General features: G+C 71.9%; 22 protein-coding genes and 1 tRNA gene. 15 read left to right on the top strand and 8 right to left on the bottom strand.

Features of this window, described 5'->3' with window-relative positions; genetic code table 11:
* Positions 1 to 119 precede the first annotated feature (119 nt).
* Entirely contained in the window at positions 120 to 1877 is a 1758-nt protein-coding gene (locus ACGWYL_RS04210) for an ABC transporter ATP-binding protein (protein WP_395486504.1), read from the bottom strand.
* 87 nt (positions 1878 to 1964) lie between these two features.
* Here ACGWYL_RS04210 and ACGWYL_RS04205 point away from each other — a divergent pair, with 87 nt between their 5' ends.
* Positions 1965 to 2507 carry a TetR/AcrR family transcriptional regulator gene (locus ACGWYL_RS04205; RefSeq protein WP_269303898.1) on the top strand — a complete coding sequence of 181 codons (543 nt, stop codon included), beginning with the start codon at positions 1965 to 1967 and terminating at the stop codon, positions 2505 to 2507.
* 32 nt (positions 2508 to 2539) lie between these two features.
* On the opposite strand, the gene ACGWYL_RS04200 is transcribed toward ACGWYL_RS04205, so the two are convergent.
* The 3 genes from ACGWYL_RS04200 to glnT form a co-directional block, all read right to left on the bottom strand.
* Positions 2540 to 2612, bottom strand: a tRNA-Lys gene (locus ACGWYL_RS04200).
* A 40-nt stretch (positions 2613 to 2652) separates the two neighbouring features.
* Positions 2653 to 3651, bottom strand: a complete 999-nt coding sequence (locus ACGWYL_RS04195) for an alpha/beta fold hydrolase (protein ID WP_269303896.1) — start codon at positions 3649 to 3651, stop codon at positions 2653 to 2655.
* Positions 3651 to 5030, bottom strand: coding sequence for a type III glutamate--ammonia ligase (gene glnT / locus ACGWYL_RS04190; protein WP_179422500.1), 1380 nt, complete (start codon positions 5028 to 5030; stop codon positions 3651 to 3653). The genes ACGWYL_RS04195 and glnT overlap by 1 nt, the downstream gene beginning before the upstream one ends.
* Before the next feature lie 108 nt (positions 5031 to 5138).
* On the opposite strand from glnT, the gene ACGWYL_RS04185 reads away from it, so the two are divergent.
* Positions 5139 to 5840: a TetR/AcrR family transcriptional regulator gene (locus tag ACGWYL_RS04185; protein ID WP_395486503.1), complete on the top strand. Its 702-nt coding sequence runs from the start codon at positions 5139 to 5141 to the stop codon at positions 5838 to 5840.
* A gap of 114 nt (positions 5841 to 5954) precedes the next feature.
* Positions 5955 to 7262, top strand: a complete 1308-nt coding sequence (locus ACGWYL_RS04180) for an ammonium transporter (RefSeq protein ID WP_269303890.1) — start codon at positions 5955 to 5957, stop codon at positions 7260 to 7262.
* Between the two features lie 46 nt (positions 7263 to 7308).
* Here ACGWYL_RS04180 and ACGWYL_RS04175 read toward each other — a convergent pair whose 3' ends face one another.
* On the bottom strand, positions 7309 to 8781 hold the full coding sequence (locus ACGWYL_RS04175) for a polysaccharide pyruvyl transferase family protein (RefSeq protein ID WP_269303888.1): 1473 nt from the start codon (positions 8779 to 8781) through the stop codon (positions 7309 to 7311).
* A 200-nt stretch (positions 8782 to 8981) separates the two neighbouring features.
* On the opposite strand from ACGWYL_RS04175, the gene ACGWYL_RS04170 reads away from it, so the two are divergent.
* From ACGWYL_RS04170 to ACGWYL_RS04155, 4 genes are read left to right on the top strand one after another with little or no spacing between them, the layout of a single operon-like run.
* A complete protein-coding gene (locus tag ACGWYL_RS04170; RefSeq protein ID WP_395486502.1) occupies positions 8982 to 9839 on the top strand; it encodes a Rossmann-like and DUF2520 domain-containing protein in 858 nt (285 codons plus the stop codon).
* A complete protein-coding gene (gene panC / locus ACGWYL_RS04165; protein ID WP_395486501.1) occupies positions 9839 to 10681 on the top strand; it encodes a pantoate--beta-alanine ligase in 843 nt (280 codons plus the stop codon). Before ACGWYL_RS04170 ends, panC begins: the two co-directional genes overlap by 1 nt.
* Before the next feature lie 4 nt (positions 10682 to 10685).
* Positions 10686 to 11102: an aspartate 1-decarboxylase gene (panD, locus tag ACGWYL_RS04160; RefSeq protein ID WP_179422512.1), complete on the top strand. Its 417-nt coding sequence runs from the start codon at positions 10686 to 10688 to the stop codon at positions 11100 to 11102.
* 13 nt (positions 11103 to 11115) lie between these two features.
* Entirely contained in the window at positions 11116 to 11892 is a 777-nt protein-coding gene (locus ACGWYL_RS04155) for a type III pantothenate kinase (RefSeq protein ID WP_395486500.1), read from the top strand.
* An 89-nt stretch (positions 11893 to 11981) separates the two neighbouring features.
* Here the strand turns inward: ACGWYL_RS04155 and ACGWYL_RS04150 are convergent, their stop codons facing one another.
* Complete coding sequence (locus ACGWYL_RS04150; protein ID WP_269303883.1) at positions 11982 to 12704, bottom strand: glycerophosphodiester phosphodiesterase family protein; 723 nt, start codon at positions 12702 to 12704, stop codon at positions 11982 to 11984.
* Between the two features lie 118 nt (positions 12705 to 12822).
* Between ACGWYL_RS04150 and ACGWYL_RS04145 the strand changes: the two genes are divergently transcribed.
* Positions 12823 to 13404 (top strand): 1-acyl-sn-glycerol-3-phosphate acyltransferase, encoded by a 582-nt coding sequence (locus tag ACGWYL_RS04145; RefSeq protein WP_269303881.1) that lies wholly within the window; start codon positions 12823 to 12825, stop codon positions 13402 to 13404.
* Between the two features lie 87 nt (positions 13405 to 13491).
* Entirely contained in the window at positions 13492 to 14949 is a 1458-nt protein-coding gene (gene lysS, locus ACGWYL_RS04140; RefSeq protein WP_179427899.1) for a lysine--tRNA ligase, read from the top strand.
* Here lysS and ACGWYL_RS04135 read toward each other — a convergent pair whose 3' ends face one another.
* Positions 14950 to 16296, bottom strand: a complete 1347-nt coding sequence (locus ACGWYL_RS04135) for a dipeptidase (protein ID WP_395486499.1) — start codon at positions 16294 to 16296, stop codon at positions 14950 to 14952.
* A 124-nt stretch (positions 16297 to 16420) separates the two neighbouring features.
* Between ACGWYL_RS04135 and ACGWYL_RS04130 the strand changes: the two genes are divergently transcribed.
* The 6 genes from ACGWYL_RS04130 to ACGWYL_RS04105 all read left to right on the top strand — a co-directional run bounded on the left by ACGWYL_RS04130 (position 16421) and on the right by ACGWYL_RS04105 (position 23298).
* Entirely contained in the window at positions 16421 to 17446 is a 1026-nt protein-coding gene (locus ACGWYL_RS04130) for a heme-binding protein (RefSeq protein WP_395486498.1), read from the top strand.
* 79 nt (positions 17447 to 17525) lie between these two features.
* A complete protein-coding gene (locus ACGWYL_RS04125; RefSeq protein WP_179422534.1) occupies positions 17526 to 18125 on the top strand; it encodes a hypothetical protein in 600 nt (199 codons plus the stop codon).
* Positions 18122 to 18874, top strand: coding sequence for a hypothetical protein (locus tag ACGWYL_RS04120; protein WP_395486497.1), 753 nt, complete (start codon positions 18122 to 18124; stop codon positions 18872 to 18874). Before ACGWYL_RS04125 ends, ACGWYL_RS04120 begins: the two co-directional genes overlap by 4 nt.
* 24 nt (positions 18875 to 18898) lie before the next feature.
* On the top strand, positions 18899 to 19891 hold the full coding sequence (locus ACGWYL_RS04115; protein WP_395486496.1) for a HEAT repeat domain-containing protein: 993 nt from the start codon (positions 18899 to 18901) through the stop codon (positions 19889 to 19891).
* Between the two features lie 159 nt (positions 19892 to 20050).
* A complete protein-coding gene (locus tag ACGWYL_RS04110) occupies positions 20051 to 22552 on the top strand; it encodes an ATP-dependent Clp protease ATP-binding subunit (protein ID WP_179422540.1) in 2502 nt (833 codons plus the stop codon).
* Between the two features lie 161 nt (positions 22553 to 22713).
* Positions 22714 to 23298, top strand: a complete 585-nt coding sequence (locus ACGWYL_RS04105) for a GrpB family protein (protein WP_395486495.1) — start codon at positions 22714 to 22716, stop codon at positions 23296 to 23298.
* An 87-nt stretch (positions 23299 to 23385) separates the two neighbouring features.
* Here ACGWYL_RS04105 and ACGWYL_RS04100 read toward each other — a convergent pair whose 3' ends face one another.
* Positions 23386 to 24273, bottom strand: coding sequence for an A/G-specific adenine glycosylase (locus ACGWYL_RS04100; RefSeq protein WP_395486494.1), 888 nt, complete (start codon positions 24271 to 24273; stop codon positions 23386 to 23388).
* Between the last annotated feature and the right edge of the window lie 13 nt (positions 24274 to 24286).

Here is a 24286-nt window from a genome sequence, read left to right as displayed (position 1 = left end):
TGGCGCGATTCCGCCCGCCACTCGCCGAGTGGCGGGCGGTTCTGCGCCGCTCGGGGATCCGGTGTGCGCCACTCGGCTCCACGGGGAGCGGGAGAGGGAGACGGTGCGGCCCGTTGAGCTCATCCTGCTGAAGGAGCTCGTCCACCGACCGATGGCAGCGTGAGCGCGTCGACCAGCCCGCGGTACAGCGCGCTCGAGGCCATCAGTTGCTCATGGGTCCCGCGGTCACTCACGCGGCCCGCCTCGACGACGACGATCTCGTCGGCGTCGACCACGGTCGAGAGCCGGTGCGCGACCGTCAGCACGACGCCGCGGCGCGCCTGACGACGGATGGCGTCGTGAATGGCCGCCTCGGTCGTGCCGTCCACCTGGGCGGTGGCCTCGTCGAGCAGCAGCACGTCGGGCTCGGCCAGCAGGGCCCGGGCGAAGGCGATCCGCTGACGCTGTCCGCCGGAGACCGAGACGTTCGACAGCGGGGTGTCCAGGCCCTGCGGCAGCCGGTCGACGAGGTCGTCGAGCCGCAGTTCGCGCAGCACGCGGTCGAGGTCGGCCTGGCTCGCGTCGGGGCGGGTGAAGAGCAGGTTCTCGCGGACCGTGCCCGGCACGACCGGGCTCTCCTGCTCCACGTAGGCCAGGCGCCGGCGGATCTGCGCGTGGTCGAGGTGCTCGTACGGCGTCGTGCCGGCCAGGACCTGCCCGGACTCGGGCTCGAGGAAGCCGAGCACCGTGAAGAGAATCGAGGTCTTCCCCGCGCCGGACGGTCCGACGAGTGCGACGTGGCCGCGCTCGGGCACCGTCAGCGACACGCCGTCGAGGACGCGCGGTCCGTCGGGCTCGTACCGGGCGGTCACGTCGCGCAGCACCACCGGACCGCCGACCGTGCCGCTGTCGAGGGAGTCGACGGTGTCGACGGCGACCTCGGCGGGCAGCGCGTCGATCTCGCGGATGCGACCCGCGGCGGCCACACCGGCCTGAAGGGCGGTCGCGTCCTGGCTCAGCGACAGCACGGGCCCCATCAGGCCGAAGGCGTAGAGCAGGAAGGCCACGAGCGTCGACGCCGCCAGGTCGCCCGACGCCACCCGCGCGGCACCGAACGCCAGGACGGCGACGATGGCTGCCTGCACGCCGGTCTGCGCGACGGTCCAGGCCAGCACCTCGCGGCGCGCGGCCACGACGCCATGGTCGCGGGCACGCTCGGCGTCGTCCAGCAGACGCACGCGCTGCCGGTCCTCCGCGACGGCGGCCTTCACGGTCTTGATCGCGCGCAGCGTGCCCTCCGTGCCGGCGCCGAGGTCGGCCAGTGACGACTGGGCGCGCTCCTGGGCCGTGGCGATCGCCGGCGCGAGCACGGCGAACAGCGTCCCGACGACGGCCAGCGCTCCGACGGTCACGCCGAACAGCGTCAGGTCCAGCCAGGCCATCAGCGCCAGGGTGCCCACCAGCACCACGCTGCCGTTGACGAGCCCGACGAGGCTCGACGAAGCGGCCTCGCGCAGCAGCACCGAGTCGCTCGTGACGCGGGTGACGAGCTCGCCGGTGGGTCGCGCGACCAACGGCAGGACCTTGGCGGAGAGGAAGCGGCCGACCATCGTGCGGCGCGCGTCGAGCACGATGTCCTCGGCGACCGTGCCGAGGAGCCGCCACTGCACGTAGCTGACGACCGCGCCGACCACGAGCAGCGCGAGGAGCGCCACGACGGGGAGCGTGATGGAGCCACCGGCCGTGAGCGCGTCCAGCACGGCCTTGGTGACCAGCGGCGTCGCGAGCTCCATGGAGGAGGCGACGAGACCCAGCACGAGGGCCCCGCCGATGACGCGGGCGTGGGGACGCGCGAAGGACCAGAGGATCGCGAGGCGTGGTGTGGAGCGATGGGACACTCCGCCAGTAAGACACATGTGTCCAAATGCAGTCATGAATGACGCATGATGGGAGCGCGATGCCCGGCAACCGAGTACGGTGGCCGCATGGACGAGCCGCTCACGCCTGCGCAGGACCGCACGCGACGCACGATCCTGCGCGCCGCCGTCCGGGTGCTGAGCGCCAACCGAAGTGCCGGCATCCGGGAGGTGGCCGAGGAGGCGGACGTCGCGCGCAGCACCGTGCACCGGTACTTCCCCGACCGTCCGGCGCTCGAGTCGGCGATCGACGCGTTCGTCGAGGCCGAGTACGCCGACGTGGCGGCCGGTGCCCGTCTCGACGAGGGCTCCGGGCTGGACGCGCTGCTCCGGTTCGGCTCGGAGCTGTTCGACGGGCTCGACGTCTTCGGCTGGTGGTTCCTGCTGCACCACGACGAGCCGGACGACGAGCCGCTGCTGCTCGGCGTCGCCCGGCGAGGCATCTCCGACGGATCCATCGACGGCGAGCAGCCGGCGTGGTGGGTGGCCGACACGCTCTGGTCGCTGCTGCACTCCTCGCACCTGGCCCTGCAGACCCGCGAGGTGAGTCGCGGCGAGGTGCGCGCGCTCCTGATGCACTCCCTGCGTCGCGCGGTCGCCGCGTCGGACTGACCGCGCCGCGACACCTCGGTGTCCACGAGCGGTAGGCCCCGTGGGACTCGAACCCACAACCCGCGGATTAAAAGTCCGCTGCTCTGCCAATTGAGCTAGAGGCCCGCGCCGAGGCGCGGGCTCCAGTCTGCCAGTCGGACCGTGCTCAGCGGTCCCACGCACCGCCGAGCAGGTCGCGGACGGCCGCGGCGACGGCCTCCGTCTCGGCCGCGCGCACGCCCGGCCGGCCGGCCACGTGCCCCAGATCGGACACGATCGGTCGCAACTCGGCGCCCGGCACCAGGCGCGCCTCGACCGCCGAGTCGGCGACCGTGAAGTACAGGTCGGTGGTCGACGGCATGACGATCGTGCGGGCGGTGATCGACGCCAGGGCATGCTGGTGGCCGTCGCGTCCGCGACCCACGTCGCCGGACTGCCACGTGTCCATCATCGCGAGCAGGTCGTTGGCGTCCCGGGCCGCGTGGTCCTGCGCCCAGTCCTCCAGGACCGCCTCCACCGACTCGTACCCGAGCTGGCGGTACGTCCCGTCGGCGAAGAACTCGCGCGAGTAGGCCCAACCGGCGTAGACCCGGCCGAAGGCCCGGAGGCCCGCCACGGGAGGAGCGTCGTATGCGCCCCCGGCGAACGCGGGGTCGGCGAGCAGCGCCGCTCGGACGCCCTCGAGGAAGACGTGGTTGTGCGGCGAGCATCGCGCGGCACCGCAGATCGGCAGCAGCGCGTCCACTCGGTCGGGGTGGCTCACGGCCCACTCGTATGCCTGCATCGCACCCATCGACCACCCCAGGACGAGGCGCAGCCGCTCGACGCCGAGGTGGTCCAGCAGCAGCCGCTGGGCCGTGACCTGGTCGCGCACGGTCACGAGCGGGAACGCGCCGCCGTTCGACGGCGACGTCGAGACGCCGTTGCCCAGCATGTTCACCACGACGACGAACCAGCGATTCGTGTCGAGCACGCCGCCCGCGCCGATCCACGGGCGGTAGCTGTCGTGCGTGCCCGTGTAGTACGAGGGCACCAGCACGACGTTGTCGCGCGTCGGCGACAGCGTGCCGTGCGTGACGTAGGCCAGCTCGGCCGACAGGCTCGCACCGGACTCCAAGGGAAGGGAGTCCAGCGCGAGCCGTTCGACGGTGGAGGTCGCAACCATCAGAAGAACGTCAGGTAGCGCTCGGTCTCCCACGAGGAGATGTGCGACTGGTAGGCCTGCCATTCGTCGCGCTTGAGGTCGATGAACGCGTTGTAGAGCGCCTCGCCGAACACCTCGCGCGAGAGCCCGTCGGCCTGGAACTCGTCGATCGCCTCGGACAGGTTGCGCGGCAGCACGTCGATGCCGAGCTCGGCGATCTGCGCGTCGGAGTACTCGTACATGTTCTCGCGGTGCGGGGCGCCGGGGTCGATGCGCTCGCGCACGCCCTCCAGGCCCGCGGCCAGGATCATCGCCGCGCCCAGGTACGGGTTGCAGCTGATGTCCGCGGCTCGGCACTCGACCCGACCGCCGGCCAGCGGCACGCGCAGCATGTTCGTGCGGTTGTTGTCGCCATAGCTCACGAACACGGGGGCCCACGTCGAGCCCGACGTGGAGCCCTTGCGGACGAGGCGCTTGTAGCTGTTGACCGTCGGCGCGATGACCGCGCTGATGGCCTTCGCGTGGCGCAGGATGCCGCCGATGAAGTGGTAGGCGATCTCCGAGACGCCGACGCCGTGCGTGTCGTCGCCCTCTTCGAAGAGGTTGGCGCCCGTCGCCAGGTCCTTGAGCGACATGTTGAAGTGCGCGCCCGAGCCCGTCCGGTCGGCGAACGGCTTGGGCATGAACGAGGCGAGGTGGCCGTGCTTGCGAGCGATCTCGCCGGCCATCAGCCGGAAGAAGGTCACGCGGTCGGCCATCGTGAGCGCGTCGGAGTAGGTGAAGTCGATCTCGAACTGGCCGCGGGCGTCCTCGTGGTCGAACGAGTAGACGTCCCAGCCGAGCTCGTCCATCGCCTCGACCAGCTCGGTGAGCCAGGCGAAGTTGTCCAGCGTCGTGCTCAGGTCGTAGCAGGGCTTCTCGGCCGTGTCGCGGTCCGAGACCTCCTCGAGGCCGTTCTCGCCCTGGCGCAGGACGAAGAACTCGGTCTCGATGCCCAGGTTGAAGCCCAGCCCGAGCTCGGCGGCGGCGGCCAGCTGGCGCTCCAGCACGTGGCGGGCACCGGCCTCGAACGGCTTGCCCTCGGTGAACAGGGTGGAGGGGAAGTAGACCACCTCGGGCTTCCAGGGCAGCCGGAAGCCGCGGCTCAGGTCGGGGTGCGCCGAGACCTCCTCGTCGTTGATGTCCTGGGGGACGCCGTCGACGGCGGCACCGGTGAACAGCTCCGAGCCGGCGGCCATCTGGGGGAGGTGGCCGATCGGCACGACCTTGCCCTTCAGGCGGCCGTGCACGTCGGTGAACCCGGCCATCGCGTAGCGGACGCCCGAGGCGGCGAGCTCGTGCTGCAGGGCGCTGACGTCCACGTCGGGGGCGGCCGTGGGGGTGGTGTCGGTGACGCTCATGGTGGTCCTCCTGCGATACGGTTTCAATGACTCATCGAAAGAATGCGTGGGCGATATTTCGATAGGTCATCGAAACTGTTGCCTGCGTGTTAACTCACAGGAGCCGCCATGACCGAGTCCCCTCCTGCTCGCTCCGTCGGACGCCCCCGACGCACGGGAGTCGCCGGCGGCGATCCGCGTCGCGAGATCCTCGAGGCTGCCTCGCGACTCTTCGCCGAGCGGGGCTACGCGCCGACCACGATGACGCAGGTCGCGCGCGAGGTGGGGCTGGGCCAGTCCTCCCTGTACTACTGGTTCCGCTCGAAGGAGGACCTGCTCAAGGCCCTCGTCAGCGCGAACCGCGAGTCGCTCGACGTCGCCGAGCGCCTGGCCGCCGGGGACGCTCCTGCGGCCGTGAGGCTCTACGCGGTCCTGTACGCCGACGTCCTGCAGATGTGCGAGGGGGCGCTCGACTTCTACGACCTCGAGCGCGCGGCTCGCGCACAGCCCGACGTGTTCGCCGAGGTGCTGGACGACTACGGCCGGCTGCGCGACGAGCTGGAACGGATCGTCGAGGCCGGCGCGGAGGAGGGAGCGCTCGTCGCGGCTGACGCCCCGCTGGCGGTGGTGGCCTGCCTCGCGCAGACCGAGGGAGTCCAGCACCGGTTGCGTACGCCGACTCCGGATGCGAGCGACCGGCCGAGCGCCCTGGCCTCGACGCGGGACGCAGCCCGTCTGGCGGCGACGACCGCCGTCCGTGGACTGCTGGCCGAACCCGCGCGGATCGACGAGGTCGAGCGGCTCGCGCTGGAGGCGCTGGGGGAGGATTAACCGGACGGAAACAGATTCGATGCGTCATTGAAAAGCGGTCGGCGGACTCTTTCGATGACGCATCGAATTGGCGGTGCGTCAGTCCACGTCCTGACTGACCGGAGGCGCCCGCCCATGGATCCCACGAACGCCGCCAACACCGCTTGGCTCCTGACCGCGATCATCGCGGTCATCCTGATGCTGCCCGGACTCGTGCTGTTCTACGGCGGCATGGTGTCGCGCCGGACGACCACGAACATGATGATGATGGTCTTCGGTTCGTTCGCCCTGACCGCCTTCATCTGGGTGGCCTTCGGCTACTCGGCCGTCTTCGGCGACTCGGTCGGCGGCCTCGGCCTCATCGGCAACCCGCTGGAGAGCGCCGGGCTGGGCGACCTGATGGTGGCGTCCGAGGGTGCGGCGCTGCCGCCGCTGGCGCTGGCCACGATCCACCTCGGCTTCGCCGGCCTGACGATCGGCATCGTCGCCGGAGCAGCAGCCGACCGGATGCGCTTCGGCGCCTGGATGATGTTCGCCGCCATCTGGGTCGTGCTCTGCTATCTCCCGGTGGCTCACTGGACCTTCGCCTTCGACGGGGAGGACACCACCGGCGGCTGGCTGGCCAACGTCCTGGGCGCGGTCGACTACGCGGGGTCCACGCCCATCCACGTCAACTCCGGCATCGCCGCGCTGGCCCTGGCCATCGTGCTGGGTCGCCGTCGCACGTGGCCCGTCCAGCCCAAGGCGCACAGTCTCCCGCTCGTGCTGGCGGGCGTGGGCCTGCTGCTGACCGGGTGGCTGGGCTTCGACGGCTCGGCGCTGGGTGCCGCCGACAACGACGCCGCCGTGGCGATCTTCAACACGCTGGTCGCGGCCTGCGCCGGTACGTGCGCGTGGCTCGTCGTGGAGAAGGTGCGCGACGGCCACGCCACGACGCTCGGGGCCTGCTCCGGTGCCATCGCCGCGCTGGTCGCGATCACGCCCTCGTGCGGCACGGTCTCCCCGATGGGCGCCCTCGGCGTCGGCGTGGTGGCGGGCATGGTCTGCTACTTCGCCGTCAACCTGAAGCGACGCTTCGGCTACGACGACGCGCTCGACGTCGTGGCGCTGCACCTCGTGGGCGGCATCGTCGGTGCGCTGCTGATCGGCCTCATCGGTCACCCGGACTCGCCGATCGGCGAGGCGGGCCTGCTGCACGGCGGTGGCGTCGGTCTCCTGGGCAAGCAGGCCCTGGCGCTGGCGGCCACCTGCGCGTGGACCTTCACGCTCACCTGGCTGATCGCGACGGTGCTGCACCGCACGATCGGCATCCGGGTCACCGACGAGCAGGAGCGCGAGGGCCTCGACGGGGCGCTGCACCGGGAGAACGCGTACGAGGACTTCGGCGAGATGGCGCACGAGCCGCGTGGCCACGCCGAGAAGCAGCACTACCTGGAGGTCTGAGCCTCCGACGAGGCGGCGCCTCGCACGCGAGTCGTGCGGGGCGCCGTCAGCTGCGGAAGAGCGCGCGCAGCCTGCGCGCGAGCCGCACGAGCAGGCCGCCGGGGGTGACGCGCTCGAGGCGGTCGATCCGCGCGGTCAGCTCGTCGATCCGCTGCTGCTGCCGCTTCGCCCGCTCGTCGCGCTGGTCGGCCAGACGGGCGTGGCGCGAGCCTGCGCCCTGGTAGGCCGGCGTGTCGAAGGGGTAGTCGTACCGCTTCGGGTGCCGCGTCATGTCGATGACCATCGCGTGCCGCAGCCAGTCCAGCCGGGCCGCGACCTCGCCGAGATCGGGGCGCGCGAGCGTGTGCACGGCCGGCGGGAACGAGGCCGCCTCGAGCCGGTCGTCGAACTGCGAGGCGTCGCGGCCGGGCTGCCAGCGGTGCTCGAGGCCGTTGCGCTCGAGGAAGGCGGCGTAGCGGTCGAAGCGCTCGGGCAGCGCCTCGTGGAACGGCGCGAGGTCGGTGGCCTCGAGGAGGTCCTCGACGCGGACCGGCTCGTCGAAGCGCGGCTGCAGCCGGTGCGGCATCCGGTGGTACTCGGCCAGCTCGAGGGTGCGCGAGTCGTGCGCCAGCATGAGCGCGGGCGTGCCCGCCAGCAGCGCGGCCACGTTGCCGTGGAAGCGGGTGCCGTAGACGAAGTCCTGCTGGGCGAGGAAGTCGTACCAGGACCACGTGTCGACGAAGAGCCGCATCCGGTCCTGCTGGTACAGCGGGTGCCGCAGGTGCGCCGGCACGAGCGGGTCGGTGACGTGCGGGTGCGGGACGCCCCACAGCAGCAGCCTCAGGTCGTGCTGGTCCTGGCCGACGTAGGTCAGGTTCGGGTGCCGGGCGCCCTGCTCGGTGGCGAAGGCGCCGATGCCCGGCACCTCGGGGGTCAGGTTGAGGCCGAGCGCGGCGTCCTCGGCGAGCGAGGCCGGGACGTCGCGGACCTTCAGGTCGGGTCCGTGCAGGAATAGCGAGGGGCAGCCGATGACGTCGATGGAGTCGCCGGGGAAGCCGAGGTCGACGAGGAAGTCGCGCGTGAACTCACCGCGGACACCGATCGACGCGGAGCGCTCGAGGACTGCCGCGACGAACCGCCGGGTCACGTCGCGCACGTCCGCGAGGGCGTCGAAGGAGCGGTCGGCGGGGGCCTGCGCGCCGATGCCGATCACGGTCACGGGGATCGTCAGCTGCTCGACCAGGGCCGCGAGGTTGTCGAGCTTGTCCGCGAAGTCGGCGCGGAACGAGTTCGCCATCGGCACGACGAAATGGTCGAACTCGTCGTTCATGCGTGCGGCGTCGTCGGCCGTGGCCGCGCGGCGCTCGCTCAGCGTGGAGTTCGCGACCAGCTCGTGCGGGGCCACGTCGAGCGCCTTCCACACGGAGTGCTGGAACAGGAAGTTCCCGCTGTTGGAGTTGAAGACGTCCTGCGTCAGGGTCGTCTCGGGTACGACCGCCGTGAACGGGTCCTTGCCCGCACGGATGAGGATCCGAGCCATGGCGCCAGTGTGGCAGAGCGACCCGCTCTCGCGGGGACGGACGATGAGGCCTTTCGCCCCTCTGCGGCACCCGCATGCCTCATCGTGCGTCCCACTGTGATCGTGGTCACCTCAGTGCACATGAGGCGGATCCGCGACGTAGACTGACGGCGTCACTTTGTCTGGTACCCGCTCCGGGACTGGAACGAAAGGCAAGATCCATGTCGCACCCCCGCGTGGGTGTGGTCGGCGCCGGCCGTGTCGGTGCCGTCCTCGCCGCCCGGCTCCAGCGAGCCGGCCACCGCCTCGTCGGCGTCAGCGGACGCTCAGACGCCTCCCGTCTCCGCGTGCAGACCCTGCTCGGCGGCGTCCCCGTGCTGGAGCCCGCCGAGGTCGTGCGCCGCGCCGAGATCGTCGTCCTGGCCGTGCCCGACGATGCCCTCGCCGGTGTCGTGGCCGATCTCGCCCCACACGTCGGTCCCGGCCGCCTGATCGCCCACACCAGCGGCCGCCACGGCCTCGCCGTCCTCGAGCCGCTCGCGCGCGCCGGCGCCCGCACCCTCGCGATGCACCCCGCCATGACCTTCACCGGCACCGAGGTCGACCTCGACCGCGGCTGCGTCTTCGGCGTCACCGCCGCGCCGGCCGACCGCGACGCCGCCGAGACCCTCGTCGCCGAGCTCGACGGCTCGGTCATGTGGGTCGACGAGGCCGACCGCGCGACCTACCACGCCTCCCTCGCCCACGGCGCGAACCACCTGACGACGATCGTCACCCAGGCCATGGACCTGCTGCGCCAGATCGGCGCCGAGGACCCCGCGGCCGTGCTGCGCCCGCTGCTCGAGGCCGCGCTCGACAACACGCTGGCCTACGGTGACGCCGCGCTGACCGGCCCCGTCGCCCGCGGCGACGTCGACACCGTCCGCGCCCACGTTGCCCAGCTGGCCGACCCGTCGGTGCGTCGCACCTACGCCGCCCTGGCCACCGCCACTGCCGACCGCGCCGAGTCCACCGGCCGTATCGACACCGACACGGCCGACGCCGTCCGCACGGCCGTCATCCGCGAGAAGGTCCGCTGATGCCCACCGTCGTCCGCACCGCGGCCGAGCTGCGCGCCGCCACGTCCGGCACCGTCGCCCTCGTGCCCACCATGGGCGCGCTGCACGACGGCCACGTGAGCCTCATGCGGCACGCGCGGCCGCTCGCCGAGACGCTCGTCGTCTCGATCTTCGTCAACCCCACGCAGTTCGCGCCGGGGGAGGACCTCGACGCCTACCCGCGCACGTTCGACGCCGACCTGGAGCACTGTGAGGCCGCCGGGGTCGACGTGGTCTTCGCGCCCACCGTCGACGAGATGTACCCGCACGGCCTCGACGGCGCGATCACGGTCGACCCGGGCCCGCTCGGCTCGATCCTCGAGGGCGACGCGCGCCCCACGCACTTCCGCGGCGTGCTCACGGTCGTCTCGAAGCTGTTCGGCCTCGTGCGTCCCGACGTCGCCGTGTTCGGTGAGAAGGACTACCAGCAGCTCACGCTGATCCGACTCATGGCGCGCGAGCTGTGCCTGGGCGTCGAGGTCGTCGGCTGCCCCACGGTCCGCGAGGCCGACGGACTCGCGATGAGCTCGCGCAACCGCTACCTGACCGCGTCCGAGCGCGAGCGTGCCGCCGCGATCTCGGCCGCGCTCCGCGCCGGCGTCGACGCCGGCCCCGACGGCCCCGACGCCGTCCTCCAAGCCGCCGGGAAGGTGCTGGCAGACGCCGGCATCGACCCGGACTATCTCGTGCTCACCAGCCCCGACCTCGGACCGGCCCAGCCCGGCCGGGAGTCGCGCCTGCTGGTGGCCGCCCGGGTGGGCCGACCGCGCCTGCTCGACAACTGCGCCGTCCCTCTCGGGGACGTCGCGAAGAGAGGGAAGTGACCCCATGCTGCGCACCATGATGAAGTCCAAGATCCACCGCGCCACCGTGACGCAGGCCGACCTGCACTACGTCGGCTCGGTCACCGTCGACGAGGACCTGCTCGACGCGTCCGACATCCTGCCGGGCGAGCTCGTGCACATCGTCGACGTCACCAACGGCGCCCGCCTGGAGACCTACACGATCGCCGGCCCCCGCGGCTCGGGCGTCATCGGCATCAACGGCGCTGCCGCGCACCTCGTGCACCCCGGCGACATCGTCATCCTCATCGCCTACGCGCAGGTCGAGGACGCCGAGGCCCGCGAGCTGCAGCCGAGCGTCGTGTTCGTCGACGCCGACAACTCGATCGTCACGCTGGGCCACGACGCCGCCGACGTCCCGGCCGACTCGGGCCTCAAGCGCGGAGACCTGGTGACCGTATGAGCGAGCGACGGGCATGACGCTGCTGGCGATCGACGCGGGCAACGCCGACACGAGCATCGGCCTGTTCGACGGCGACGAGCTGATCGCCGACTTCGTCGTCGCCTCCGACGAGCGCCGCACGTCCGACGAGTGGTTCCTCGTGGTGGAGGGCTTCCTGCGCCGCGCGGACCTGCCCGAGGTGGACGAGATCGCCATGTGCTGCACCGTTCCGGCGCTGCTGGTGGCCCTGCGGCGCACCTACCTGCGCTACTACGGCGACGTGCCGGCGTGGGTCGTCGGCCCGGGCGTCAAGACCGGCGTGCCGATCCACACCGACAACCCGCGCGAGGTGGGCACCGACCGCATCGTCAACGCGCTGGCCGCCAAGGAGCTGTACGGCGGCCCGGCGATCGTCGTCGACCTCACGGGGACGGCCACGGTCATCGACGCGATCGACGCGCAGGGCCGCTACCTCGGCGGCTCGATCGCGCCCGGCGTCGAGGTCTCGCTCGACGCGATCGTGCGCCGCAGCGCCCAGCTGCGCAGCGTCGAGATCACGACGCCGCGCGACGTCATCGGCAAGAACACGGTCGAGGCGCTGCAGTCGGGCATCGTGTTCGGCTTCGCGGGGCTCATCGACGCGATCGTCGAGCGGATGATCGACTCGCTCGGCGAGGAGCCCGAGGACGTCTCGGTGATCGCCACCGGCAGCCACGCCGCGGTCGTGCTCACCGAGTGCGAGACGATCACCGCCCGCGACCCGAAGCTCACGCTGCAGGGCCTGCGCCTCGTGGCCGCCAAGAACCGCTGACGGCCGCAAGCGAGATGTGCTCCGTTTTCGACCTTTGACTGACTGCCAAAGGTCGAAAACGGAGCACATCTCGTGAGAGGGCGGGCGAGTCAGACGAGCGCCGGGCGGGCGGCGGAGACGTCGTTCGTGGTGACCGAGTCGACCCCGAGGGCGCCGAGGCGCTCGACCTGCTGCGGGTCGTCCACGGTCCACGCCGTCAGGGTGCCGCCGGACTGGTGCACGCGCTCGACGAGCGCGCGGTCCACGCGGCGGGCGCTGACGTGGAACTCGTCGAAGCGCTCGAGGTCCTCGCGGCTCGGGCGGCTCCGGGTCACCAGGCCCACGGCATGGTGCACCGGCAGCGCGGCCTCGCAGATCGCACGGTCGAAGCTCATCAGCGTGGCGCGGCTGTGGCTGCCGAGCTCGTCGAGCACGGCGCGCACGTAGGAGCGCGGGTCCACCGGAGCGGGCTTCAGCTCGACGACGAGCCGCGCGTCGGTGCCGCGCAGCGCGTGCACGACGTCGCGCAGGGTGGGCACGGGCGTCCCGGCGAAGGTCGGCGACTTCCAGCTGCCGGCGTCGAGCTCGGCCAGCTCGGCCAGGGTGAACCGCTGGACCGACAGGCCCACCTTGGCGGTGCGCACGTGGCGCAGGTTCGTGGTGCGCAGCGGCGAGCGGTCGTGCATCAGCACGATCGAGCCGTCGGCCGTGGGCTGCACGTCGATCTCGAGGGCGTCGGCCCCCAGGCGCACCGCTTCGCGCAGTGCGGGGATGGTGTTCTCGGGGTGCGTCGCGCTCTGCCCCCGGTGGGCGGTGATCCGCGGTGCTGTCATGGCTCCACGCTGCCCGCCGCACCTGACCGTGAGGTGAACGCAGCCTGTGGATCGGCCGAACTTCCGCCGACGTGCGTCCGAGACCGCGGGTGGAGTCGTGCCGCGCTAGCCTCCGGGGATGAGGATCTTGCGCCTGGTCGCCGACGTGTACTGGTTCTTCAGCCGATGGACGTTCCGGTCGGAGCCCGCGCCGCAGCACTCGGGCATCCTGCTCGCGGCGCCCCACACCTCGAACTGGGACTTCGTCCTCATGCTGGGCGTCGCCTGGCGCGCCGGCTTCCGCCCGAAGTTCCTCGGCAAGAAGGAGCTCTTCCGCGGCCCGGCGGGCCCGATCATGCGCGCGCTCGGTGGCGTGGCCGTCGACCGCAAGAACCCGGCCGGACTCGTCGACGACCTCGTGAAGCAGGCCCGCTCGGGCGAGACCTTCCAGCTGGTCATCACGCCCGAGGGCACCCGCGGGAACGTGCCGCGCTGGAAGTCGGGCTTCTACCGCCTGGCCCGCGAGGCCGACCTGCCCGTCACGCTCGCGTACTGTGACCGCACCACCATGACGACCGGCATCGGCCCGACGATCCACCTCACGGGCGACGTGAAGGCCGACATGGACGTGATGCGCGCCTTCTTCGCCGACAAGGCCGGGGTGCGTCCCGAGCGTCGCGTGGAGCCCTACCTGGCCGAGGAGGGCCGCGCGGCCGAGTGACCGTGTCGGCCGCCCTCGAGCCGCCGACTAGACTCGTGCCTCGTGACCGAGACGCCTGAACTTCCCGAGGACGACCTGCCCGAGCAGATGCGGGTGCGCCGGGAGAAGCGCCAGCGCCTGCTGGACTCCGGCGTCGATCCGTACCCGCTGCTCGTCGAGCGCACGCACACGATCCGTGAGGTCGTCGAGGCCCACGACCCCGAGCAGCTCGGCGCCGACGCGCACACCGGCCAGGTCGTGTCGATCGCCGGCCGCGTCATCTTCCTGCGCAACACCGGCAAGCTGTGCTTCGTCCGGCTGCGCGAGGGCGACGGCTCCGAGATCCAGGCGATGCTGTCGCTGGCCGAGGTGGGCGAGGAGTCGCTCGCCGACTTCAAGGCGCTCGTCGACCTGGGCGACCACCTCGTCGTCACGGGCGAGGTCATCACCAGCCGTCGCGGCGAGCTCTCGGTCATGGCCACCCGCTGGCAGATCGCGGCCAAGACGCTCCGTCCCCTGCCCATCGAGCACAAGCCGCTCTCGGACGAGGCCCGCACCCGCATGCGCTACCTCGACCTGATCGTCCGCGAGGACGCGCGCCAGAACGTGCGCGTGAAGGCCTCCGTGCTGAAGTCGCTGCGCGCCACGCTCGATCGTCACGGCTACATCGAGGTCGAGACGCCGGTCCTGCAGCACACCAACGGCGGCGCCGCGGCCCGCCCGTTCCACACGCACCTCAACGCGTTCGACGAGCCGGTGCTGCTGCGCATCGCCCTCGAGCTGCACCTCAAGCGTGGCCTGGTGGGCGGCATCGACAAGGTCTACGAGATCGGCAAGACCTTCCGCAACGAGGGCGTCGACAACACCCACAACCCCGAGTTCATGATGCTCGAGGCGTACGAGGCGTACGGCTCCTACGACACGATGGCCGAGCTGGTCCGCGACCTCGTCGTCGACGCCGCGCGCGCGGTGGGCAAGACCGTGGTCCCGGGCCGTGACGGCACCGAGATCGACCTCGAGGCCCCGTGGCGCCGCGCCACGATCCACGAGCTGGTGGCCGAGGCCACGGGCGCCGCGATCGACGTGCACACGCCCGAGGCGAAGGTCCGCGAGGTCGCGCGCGACCACGGCGTCGCCCTGCAGGACGGCTGGGGCGCGGGCGAGGTCGTGCTCGAGCTCTTCGAGAAGCTCGTCGAGCACACGCTGATCCAGCCCACGTTCGTGTGCGACTACCCCGAGGCCGTGCGCCCGCTGGCGAAGAAGCACCGCACCACGCCGGGCCTGGTCGAGGCGTGGGACCTCATCATCAACGGCGTCGAGCTGGCGCCGGCGTACTCCGAGCTGAACGACCCGGTGATCCAGCGCGAGCGGCTGGAGGAGCAGGCGCGTCTCGCGGCCGCCGGCGACCCCGAGGCGATGGACGTCGACGAGGACTTCCTCCGCGCGCTCGAGTTCGGCATGCCGCCCGCCGGTGGCATCGGCCTGGGCGTCGACCGCCTCGTCATGCTGCTGCAGGGCATCGGCATCCGGGAGGCCATCCTCTTCCCGGTCCAGCGCCGCGAGTAGTCAGTCGCGGGCGAGGTTCCGCAGCAGGAGGGCCTCGGCGAGGACGACGCGCTCGAACTCCGCGAGATGCAGACCCTCGTTGGCGCCGTGCGCGCGGGTGTCGGGGTCCTCGACGCCCGTCACCAGCACGCTGGCCTGCGGGAACGTCTCGAGGAACTCCGCGATGAACGGGATCGAGCCGCCGATGCCCATGTCCACGGGCGCGGTGCCGTCCCAGGCCTCGGTGAAGGCGGCGCGCGCCGCGTCGTAGGCCGGGCCGGTGGCGTCGATCGAGGTCGCCTCGCCGGTGTCCACCACGGTGAAGCCGAGCTCGGCGCCCCACGGCACGTGCTGCTCGCAGTGACGGCGCAGGCACTCCAGCGCGTTCTCGGCGGTGTCGCCGGGCGCGATGCGCAGCGAGACCTTGGCCCGGGCAGAGGGGACGAGCGTGTTGCTCGCGCCGTCGACGGCGGGGGCGTCGAGGCCCGTGATCGACAGCGCGGGCTTCGTCCAGAGGCGCTCGACGACCGCGCCCGTGCCGATCCACTCCACGCCGGGGTTCGCACCGGACTCGGCCCGCAGCCGCTCCTCGGGGTACTCGACGTCGGCGGCGGGGCCGTGGTGCAGGCCCTCGATCACGAGGTCGCCCGCGTCGTCGTGGAACGAGGCGATCAGCCGGCTCAGCGCGATCAGGGCGTCGGGCACGAGTCCGCCCCACATGCCCGAGTGCACGGCATGGGTCAGGGTGCGGACCTCGACGTCGGCGCGGACGAGCCCGCGCAGGCTCGTGGTGAGGGCGGGCACGCCGATGTCCCAGTTGGCCGAGTCGGCGATGACGATGACGTCGGCCGCGAGCCGGTCGCGGTGCCGGCGCAGCAGCTCGGGCAGGGTGTCCGAGCCGACCTCCTCCTCGCCCTCGACGAACAGGGTGACGCTGACGGGCAGGTCGTCGCCGAAGACGCGCACGGCGCCGAGGTGCGCGGCGATGCCGGCCTTGTCGTCGGCCGCGCCGCGGGCGTAGAGCCGCCCGTCGCGCTCGGTCGGCTCGAACGGCGGCGAGTCCCACTCCGCGTGGTCGTTCTCGGGCTGCACGTCGTGGTGGGCGTAGAGCAGCACGGTGGGAGCGCCGGCCGGTCCGGCCTTGTGGGCGATGACGGCCGGGGCGCCGCCGTCCTCGCGTGCGCTGACGATGTCCACGCTGTCGAAGTCCTCGGCACGCAGCAGCTCCGCGACCGCCTCGGCGCTGCGGCGCACGTCGTCCGCCCGCGCCGGGTCGGCGCTCACCGAAGGGATGCGGACGAGGTCCTCGAGGTCCCGGCGGATCCCGGGGAGGAGCTGCTGGACCCTGGCGCGGATGTCGGCACTCATGGACCCAACCTAGGACGCGATCGGGTATCAGGTGCTCCGGGGCGGACCTCGTCAACGACGTCAGTCCGCCGGCACGCGCTCGGGGCGTCGGCGGCGGAGCTCTTCCACACCCCGGGGGTCCCCCATGAGAACCAAGACCGAACAGCTGGAGGCCCTGCGCGGCCGCTTCCGCACCGTCGAGCAGGCCGTGCCCGGCGACGAGGACCTCGGTCCGTTCAAGCTCCTGCCCGGCACCTGGTCCAACGAGCCCGACCTCGCCGGCCGGGGCTGGAACATGATCGCGCTGCCCTTCGGCCCGCCGCAGGGTGCGACGTTCCGGCCGCCGTACCGGCTGCTGATGAACCAGTACAACGAGAAGCTGACGTTCAGCCTCGTCGACAAGGCGGTGCCGAACCGCGGCATCGCCCCGGCGGCGGGTGGGCTCACGCCGAACGCCGACCAGCTGCTCGTCGCGCTCGACTACGAGCAGGGCATCAAGCAGATCGTCTCCGACGACTTCCCGTCGACGAGCCTGACCGGCGCGCCGGACACTGCGATCCACCACGAGCCGGGTCTCTTCCTGAGCATGACCGACCCGCTCGACGAGGACGTCGTGGACATCGCCCGGCTCGCCACGATCCCGCACGGCGACTCGGTGCTGGGCCTGGGCGTCGCGACGGTATCGGACGGTCCGCCGACGATCCCGGGCATCAACGCCCTGCCGCTGGGCGTCAACCAGGACGTCGACGCCAACCCGTACCTGCAGCCCTACAAGCACTTCCGCGACGCGCCGTTCCGCGGGCTGTTCAACCCCGTGGACTCGACCGCGCTGCTCAAGGCGGCGAACGAGGGCGTCGACATCGTGCGCACCACCCGGCTCGAGTTCGACAGCACCGTCGCCACCGGCGGCATCTCGAACATCCCGTTCATCGTGCGCCAAGCCAACGCCTCGGAGATGAAGTCGACCTTCTGGATCCAGGAGGTCCGCAACGCGGACGGCGGCATCGACCTGCGGCTGCAGTACGCCCAGGTCGTGCAGCTGGACTTCTTCGACCGCTTCGACGGCGGTCCGGGCCGCATCAAGTGGCCGCACGTCAGCATCAACACGCTCGCGAAGGTCGAGGACCCGCCGGCCCCCGGCCCCGGCGGCTACGACGTCATGCCGAGCTGAGCGCGTCCGGTGCCGGGTATCAGTCCCGGCACCGGGCGCCTCCCCGCCAGCACCCCCACCTCCCGACAGGACCACCGAGATGACCGACATCCGCTTCGAAGGCGACATCATCCACTTGGAGGGGCTCGTCGTGCGCGCCACGGCGAACGACCTCATCCTCGACGCGGCCGCGCGCCGCCGGACCAACACGCCATTCCGGCGGGCCCTCGTCCACGACTTCGACGACGGCCTGACCCTCAACTGGGACCACGACTACCCCGGCGGCGTCAGCGTCAACGCGTGCAAGCAGATCTCCGGCTTCGACAACCGGGACTGGCTGATCGTGCGCAGCCGTATCCACCAGCAGTTCGGCACCGACTTCATGCTCGACGGCGGCGCGGACCGTCGCGGGCGGATCTTCGGCTCGCTGCGGCGCAACCCGTTCCGGCGCGCGCTCGTCCACGGCTTCGGGGACACCCTGGTGCTGAACTGGGACCGCGACTACACCGGCGGCGTGGTCGTCAACGGGCGCGTGACGATGCCCGACGGCGCCGTCGTCGCCGGCCAGGACGTCGCGGCGACGCTGACGTCCCTGCAGGGCCAGGTGACCGCGCTGACGACCGAGCTCACCGCCGCCACCGCCGCGATCGCCGACCTCACGGCCCGCGTCACCGCGCTCGAGTCCGAGGTCACGCCATGAGCGTCCGCTCGGTGCGCCAGGCGATGAGTGCGATGGGCCTCGGCGGCACGGGCGACCTCTCGGTGATGCGCGACGTGCTCGGGTTCTGGCGCGGCACGCCGCCGCCCGACCCGGCCACGGGAACTCCGGTCCAGGTCACCCTGGGCGAGGCGTTCACCGCCCTGGAGCGCAAGCACGTCCACCTCAACCTGATCGAGGTCGGCTTCGATGCCGCGTCGGTCACCCTGGCGGAGGCGGACGAGCGCGTGGACTACGCCGTGCACCGGATCCGCCGCATCTACGCCGACGCCTCGCTCGGCCTCGGGCGCGTGCAGTACTTCTGGATCGACGTGCCCGCGGCCGACGGCTACGAGGACATCGGCAGCGAGTCCGAGGCCGACGACCTGTCCGACGACTGGAGCGTCCCGAACGACGGGATCGACATGTTCCTGGTCGCCAACATCAGCGACGACTTCGTCGGCATCTCGCCGGTGCCCGGCGACTGCGGCAAGGGCGGCAAGTCCGACGGTCTCGTCGGCGGCGAGGTCGGCCGCGCGGCGGAGGGCTTCTCGCGCACCGCCGCCCACGAGCTCGGCCACTTCCTCGACCTCTCCCACAACCACGGGGACGCCTGCCCGACGGCCACGTCGGCGCGGGAGAACCTCATGGCCCAGACGCGCTGCGCGGTGAGCGCCCGCAGCTCGGTCCTGCTGACGTCGGGCCAGGGCAGCACCGTGCGCGGCCGCTGCCAGACCCGCGCGGGCCAGTGAGCCCCGCTCCCGAAAGGACGCATCATGCCTGACCTCACTCCCTGGGACCAGCGCGGCGACGACGAGCTCGTCGAGCTGGCCCACCGCTCTCGCGGCGACATCGCGAAGGAGTCCCTGGCCGCCCTGGCCCGACGCGGCTCCGAGCGCGCCACCCCGGTGGCCGTCGAGCTGCTCACCGCCCATGCCGAGCCGCGGGTGCGTTCGCTCGCGGCCGTGACCTTGGGACGCCGGCGCGACCCCGAGGTCCCCGAGGCCCTCACGCGGGCGCTCGCCGACACCGATCCGACGGTCGTGCGCCGGGCTGCCCAGTCGCTGGCGCGGGTCGGCGACGAGTCGGCGCTGCCCGACCTCGCCCGGTCGCAGCCGCCGCTCGCGACGCCCGCCGGGCGCGCTGTCCTGACCGCACGGATGCTCATCGGCTACCGCGCCCACCGGCCCGAGGTGCTGGTCCCGGCCACCGCCGAGGTCACCGACTTCGGCCGCCGTCGCGGCGAGGAGATCACGTTCGGCGGGCGGGTCAGGGTGTCCCGCGCGACCGTGCTGGAGGCCGTCCGCGCCGAGGTGCCGGCGCTCGGGTTCCGGCCCAGCGACCTGCTGACGTTCACCTGCTCGGGCGCCGCCGGCGCCGTGGCCCTGGCCGAGGAGGTCGGCGAGGCCGACCTGTCGGTGCCGCAGATGCTCGGCGTGATGGTGCGCGAGCGCGTGTGCTCGGAGCGTTACTCGCTGGACTGCTACGTGCTCAGCGACGACCGCGACGCCACGGGCGGCACCCGGCCGTGGCTGTGGCTCGTGCGGCCCAGCGGCCGTGTCGTCCACGTGGGCCGGGCCGAACTCGAGGACGGGCGTGCCCGCTTCGAGGTCACCGGCTCGGTCGCGCCGTACGCCAACCCCGTGAAGGTGGTCGGCGAGCGCTCCGCGTCGGGCGGGCTCAGCATCGAGACCGCGCTCGTCGGCAAGCCGGCGGCCTCGGCGGCCCGTGCGGCGGCACCTCCGGCCCGGGACTCGCTCATGCGCTGAGCCGCCGCGGGAACGCCGCACTCCCGGCCCGATTCCGCCGACAGCGAACAGTGGAAGCCCGACGGGTGCATGACGGTTGAGTTAAGCAACTGGACACGGCGAGGCGGGTCACCCAGACCCGTCTATGCTGAAAAGACCAGTCCAGCAGAGGGGACCGACATGTTCGAAAGATTCACCGACCGGGCCCGACGAGTCGTGGTGCTCGCGCAGGAAGAAGCGCGCATGCTCAGCCACAACTACATCGGCACCGAGCACATCCTGCTGGGCCTCATCCACGAGGGTGAGGGCGTTGCCGCAAAGGCACTGGAAAGCCTTGACATCTCGCTCGAAGCCGTCCGCGGCCAGGTCGAGGACATCATCGGTCAGGGCCAGCAGGCACCCAGCGGGCACATCCCGTTCACTCCGCGCGCCAAGAAGGTGCTCGAGCTGAGCCTGCGCGAGGCGCTCCAGCTGGGCCACACCTACATCGGCACCGAGCACATCCTGCTCGGCCTGATCCGCGAGGGCGAGGGCGTCGCCGCCCAGGTCCTGGTGAAGCTGGGCGCCGATCTCAACCGCGTCCGCCAGCAGGTCATCCAGCTGGTCAGCGGCTTCCAGGGCAAGGAGTCCGAGGCCACCGGCTCGGCCCCCGAGGCCCCCGCCGCCTCCAGCGCCGTGCTCGACCAGTTCGGTCGCAACCTGACGCAGGCCGCCCGCGAGGGCAAGCTCGACCCGGTCATCGGCCGGGACGACGAGGCCGAGCGCGTCATGCAGACGCTGAGCCGTCGCACCAAGAACAACCCTGTCCTCGTGGGCGAGCCCGGCGTCGGCAAGACCGCCGTCGTCGAGTCCCTGGCGCAGGACATCGTGCGCGGCGACGTGCCCGAGACGCTCAAGGACAAGCAGATCTACACGCTTGACCTCGGCGCCCTCGTGGCCGGCTCGCGCTACCGCGGTGACTTCGAGGAGCGCCTCAAGAAGGTGCTCAAGGAGATCCGCACGCGCGGCGACATCATCTTGTTCATCGACGAGATCCACACCTTGGTGGGTGCGGGTGCCGCCGAGGGCGCGATCGACGCCGCCAGCATCCTCAAGCCGATGCTGGCCCGCGGCGAGCTGCAGACCATCGGCGCCACGACGCTCGACGAGTACCGCAAGCACTTCGAGAAGGACGCGGCCCTCAACCGCCGCTTCCAGCCGGTGCTGGTCAACGAGCCGTCCGTCGTCGACTCCATCGAGATCCTCAAGGGGCTGCGTGATCGCTACGAGGCCCACCACCGGGTCTCGATCACCGACGACGCGCTCGTCGCGGCGGCCACCATGGCCGACCGCTACGTGAGCGACCGGTTCCTGCCGGACAAGGCGATCGACCTGATCGACGAGGCCGGTGCGCGCCTGCGCATCCGTCGCGCCGCCGCTCCGCCGGAGTTCAAGGAGTTCGACGAGCAGATCGCCGACGTCCGCCGCCGCAAGGAGGGCGCGATCGACGCCCAGGACTTCGAGCTCGCCGCCAGCCTGCGCGACGAGGAGAAGAAGCTCATCGCCGCCAAGCACGAGCGTGAGCGCGCCTGGAAGTCCGGCGACCTCGACCAGGTCGCAGTCGTCGACGAGCACCTCATCGCCGAGGTCCTGGCCAAGGCGACCGGCATCCCGGTCGGCCAGCTCAGCGAGGAGGAGTCCAGCCGACTCCTGCACATGGAGGAGGAGCTGCACAAGCGCGTCATCGGTCAGGACGAGGCCATCAAGGCCCTGTCCCGGGCGATCCGCCGCACGCGTGCCGGCCTGAAGGACCCCCGCCGTCCCGGTGGATCGTTCATCTTCGCCGGCCCCTCGGGCGTCGGCAAGACGTGGCTGTCCAAGGCGCTGGCGAACTTCCTCTTCGGCGACGACGAGGCGCTGATCCAGCTCGACATGAGCGAGTTCAGCGAGAAGCACACGGTGTCGCGCCTGTTCGGCTCGCCTCCGGGCTACGTCGGCTACGAAGAGGGCGGCCAGCTCACCGAGAAGGTGCGCCGCAAGCCGTTCAGCGTGGTCCTGTTCGACGAGATCGAGAAGGCCCACCCGGACATCTTCAACTCGCTCCTGCAGATCCTCGAGGAGGGTCACCTCACCGACGGTCAGGGTCGCGTCGTCAACTTCAAGAACGCCGTGATCATCATGACCACCAACCTCGGTGCGCGTGAGATCTCCAAGGGCGTCAACCTGGGCTTCGCCCAGGCCGGAGACGCGGTCGGCACGTACGAGCGGATGAAGGAGCGCGTCTCGACGGAGCTCAAGCAGCACTTCCGTCCCGAGTTCCTCAACCGTGTCGACGAGGTCATCGTGTTCCCGCCGCTGACGCAGGACGAGATCCTGCAGATGGTCGACATGATGATCGGCTCGCTCGAGCAGCGCCTCGGCGAGAAGGACATCGACATCGAGCTCACGTCCGCGGCCAAGGAGCAGCTCGCCAAGGTCGGGTTCGACCCGGTCCTGGGCGCGCGTCCGCTGCGTCGCACCGTGCAGCGCGAGGTCGAGGACGCCCTGGCCGAGAAGCTCCTCTACGGGGATCTCCACGCCGGTCAGATCGTCCTGGTCGACTTCGTGGACGGTGAGTTCACCTTCACCGGCACGTCGAAGGCCGACCTCGAGCTGCCCGAGGTCCCGCCGGCCGTCGAGGCCGGCGCGAGCTCCGACGACTGAGCACCGCCTGAACGAAGGGCCTGGGTCACTTGACCCGGGCCCTTCGTCGTGCGCGGGGATGGAAGTTTCCCCGGTTAACCGGGGAAACTGTCACTTCACGAGGTTCGCGAACCTCGCGAAGTGACAGAAAACCTCGTGAAGTGAGCGGCTACGGTCGGTGGGTGGACCGCGAGAGGCTGCTGGACTTCAGCGAGGCGCCGGCGCCGGCCGGGGCGAGTCCGTGGGTCGAGGGGTTCGGGCCCGGGACCGACCTGACGATCGCCGAGCCGGATCCGCGGTGGGCGAGCGACTTCGAGGCGCTGCGTGCACTGATCGCCGGGGCGCTCGGTCCGTCGGTGGTGGTGGAGCACGTCGGCTCGACTTCGGTGCCGGGGCTGCCCGCGAAGCCGATCGCGGACGTCGACGTCATCGTCCCCGACCCCGACGACGAGGCGGCGTACGTGCCTGCGCTCGAGGCCGTCGGTCTGGTGCTGGCGGTACGGGAGCCGTGGTGGCAGGGGCACCGACTGCTGCGGTGCGCGGACCCCCGGGCCAACGTGCACGTGTTCGGGCCGGAGGCGACCGAGCCCGTCCGGCACCGCATCTTCCGTGACTGGCTGCGCACCCATCCCGACGACCGCGACCGCTACGCCGCCGCGAAGCTGGCCGCCTCCGCCGGCGGGGGGCACGTCATGGAGTACAACGCCCGCAAGCAGGACGTGCTGCGCGAGATCCTCGTCCGCGCCATCGAGGCCTCCGCCCCGTAGCTGCGGCCTCCGGTCGACCGCCGACGCCGAGTGGCGCCACTCGCGGAGGGGCAGGCGGGCGGGCCGGGGCAGGCGGGCGGGCCGGGGTCAGCCGGGGAGGGTGAGGCGGCCGTCGGGGGTGAGGTCGAGGAGCCCGTCGTCGAGGAGGGAGTCGAGGCAGCGCTCGCGCTGGGCGGCGTCCGACCAGGAGGCGGCGACGACCTCGGGTGCCACCGGACCGTCGGCGTCGCGGACCACGGCCATCAGGGCGCCGCGGCACTGGCGGTCGGTGCCGTGCCAGGCCTGGCCGCGTCGCGGCGGTCCGTCGTGCTCGGGGTAGCCGGCCGCGCGCCAGCGACACAGGTCGGCGACCGGGCAGGCCTCGCAGCGGGGCGAGCGCGCGGTGCACACCAGCGCGCCGAGCTCCATCGTCGCCGCGGCCCAGGCGGCCGCCCGGTCCTCGTCGTCGGGCAGCAGCGAGGTCGCGAGGTCGCGCTCGGCCCGCCGCACCGTGGGCGCCGGGTACTGCACGCCCTCGACCACCCGGGCGAACACCCGCCGCACGTTCGTGTCGAGGACGACCGCCCGCCGCCCGTACGCGAACGAGGCGATCGCGGCCGCCGTGTAGTCGCCGACGCCCGGCAGGGTCAGCAGCTCTTCATACGTGCTCGGCACCTCGCCGCCGTGGTCGGCGACGATCGCGGTGGCGGCGGCGTGCAGGCGCAGCGCGCGCCGCGGGTACCCCAGGCGACCCCAGGCGCGCACCGCCTCGCCCGAGGGCTCGGCCGCGAGATCCGCCGGGGTCGGCCAGCGCCCCATCCACGCCTCGAACACCGGCAGCACCCGCACGACGGGCGTCTGCTGGAGCATGAGCTCGGAGACCATGACGCGCCACGGCGCCGGGTCGTCGCGCCACGGCAGGCTCCGTCGATGGACGCCGAACCAGTCGATGATGCGCTCGTGCAGCTCGCGGGGCGGGGGAGTGGTGGCAGGCATGGCGCGTCGATCC

Origin of the sequence: Aeromicrobium sp. JJY06 (assembly GCF_044069275.1) — a bacterium.
Taxonomy (GTDB): Bacteria; Actinomycetota; Actinomycetes; order Propionibacteriales; family Nocardioidaceae; genus Aeromicrobium; species Aeromicrobium tamlense.
This window is presented reverse-complemented; position numbering and strand designations above follow the sequence as displayed.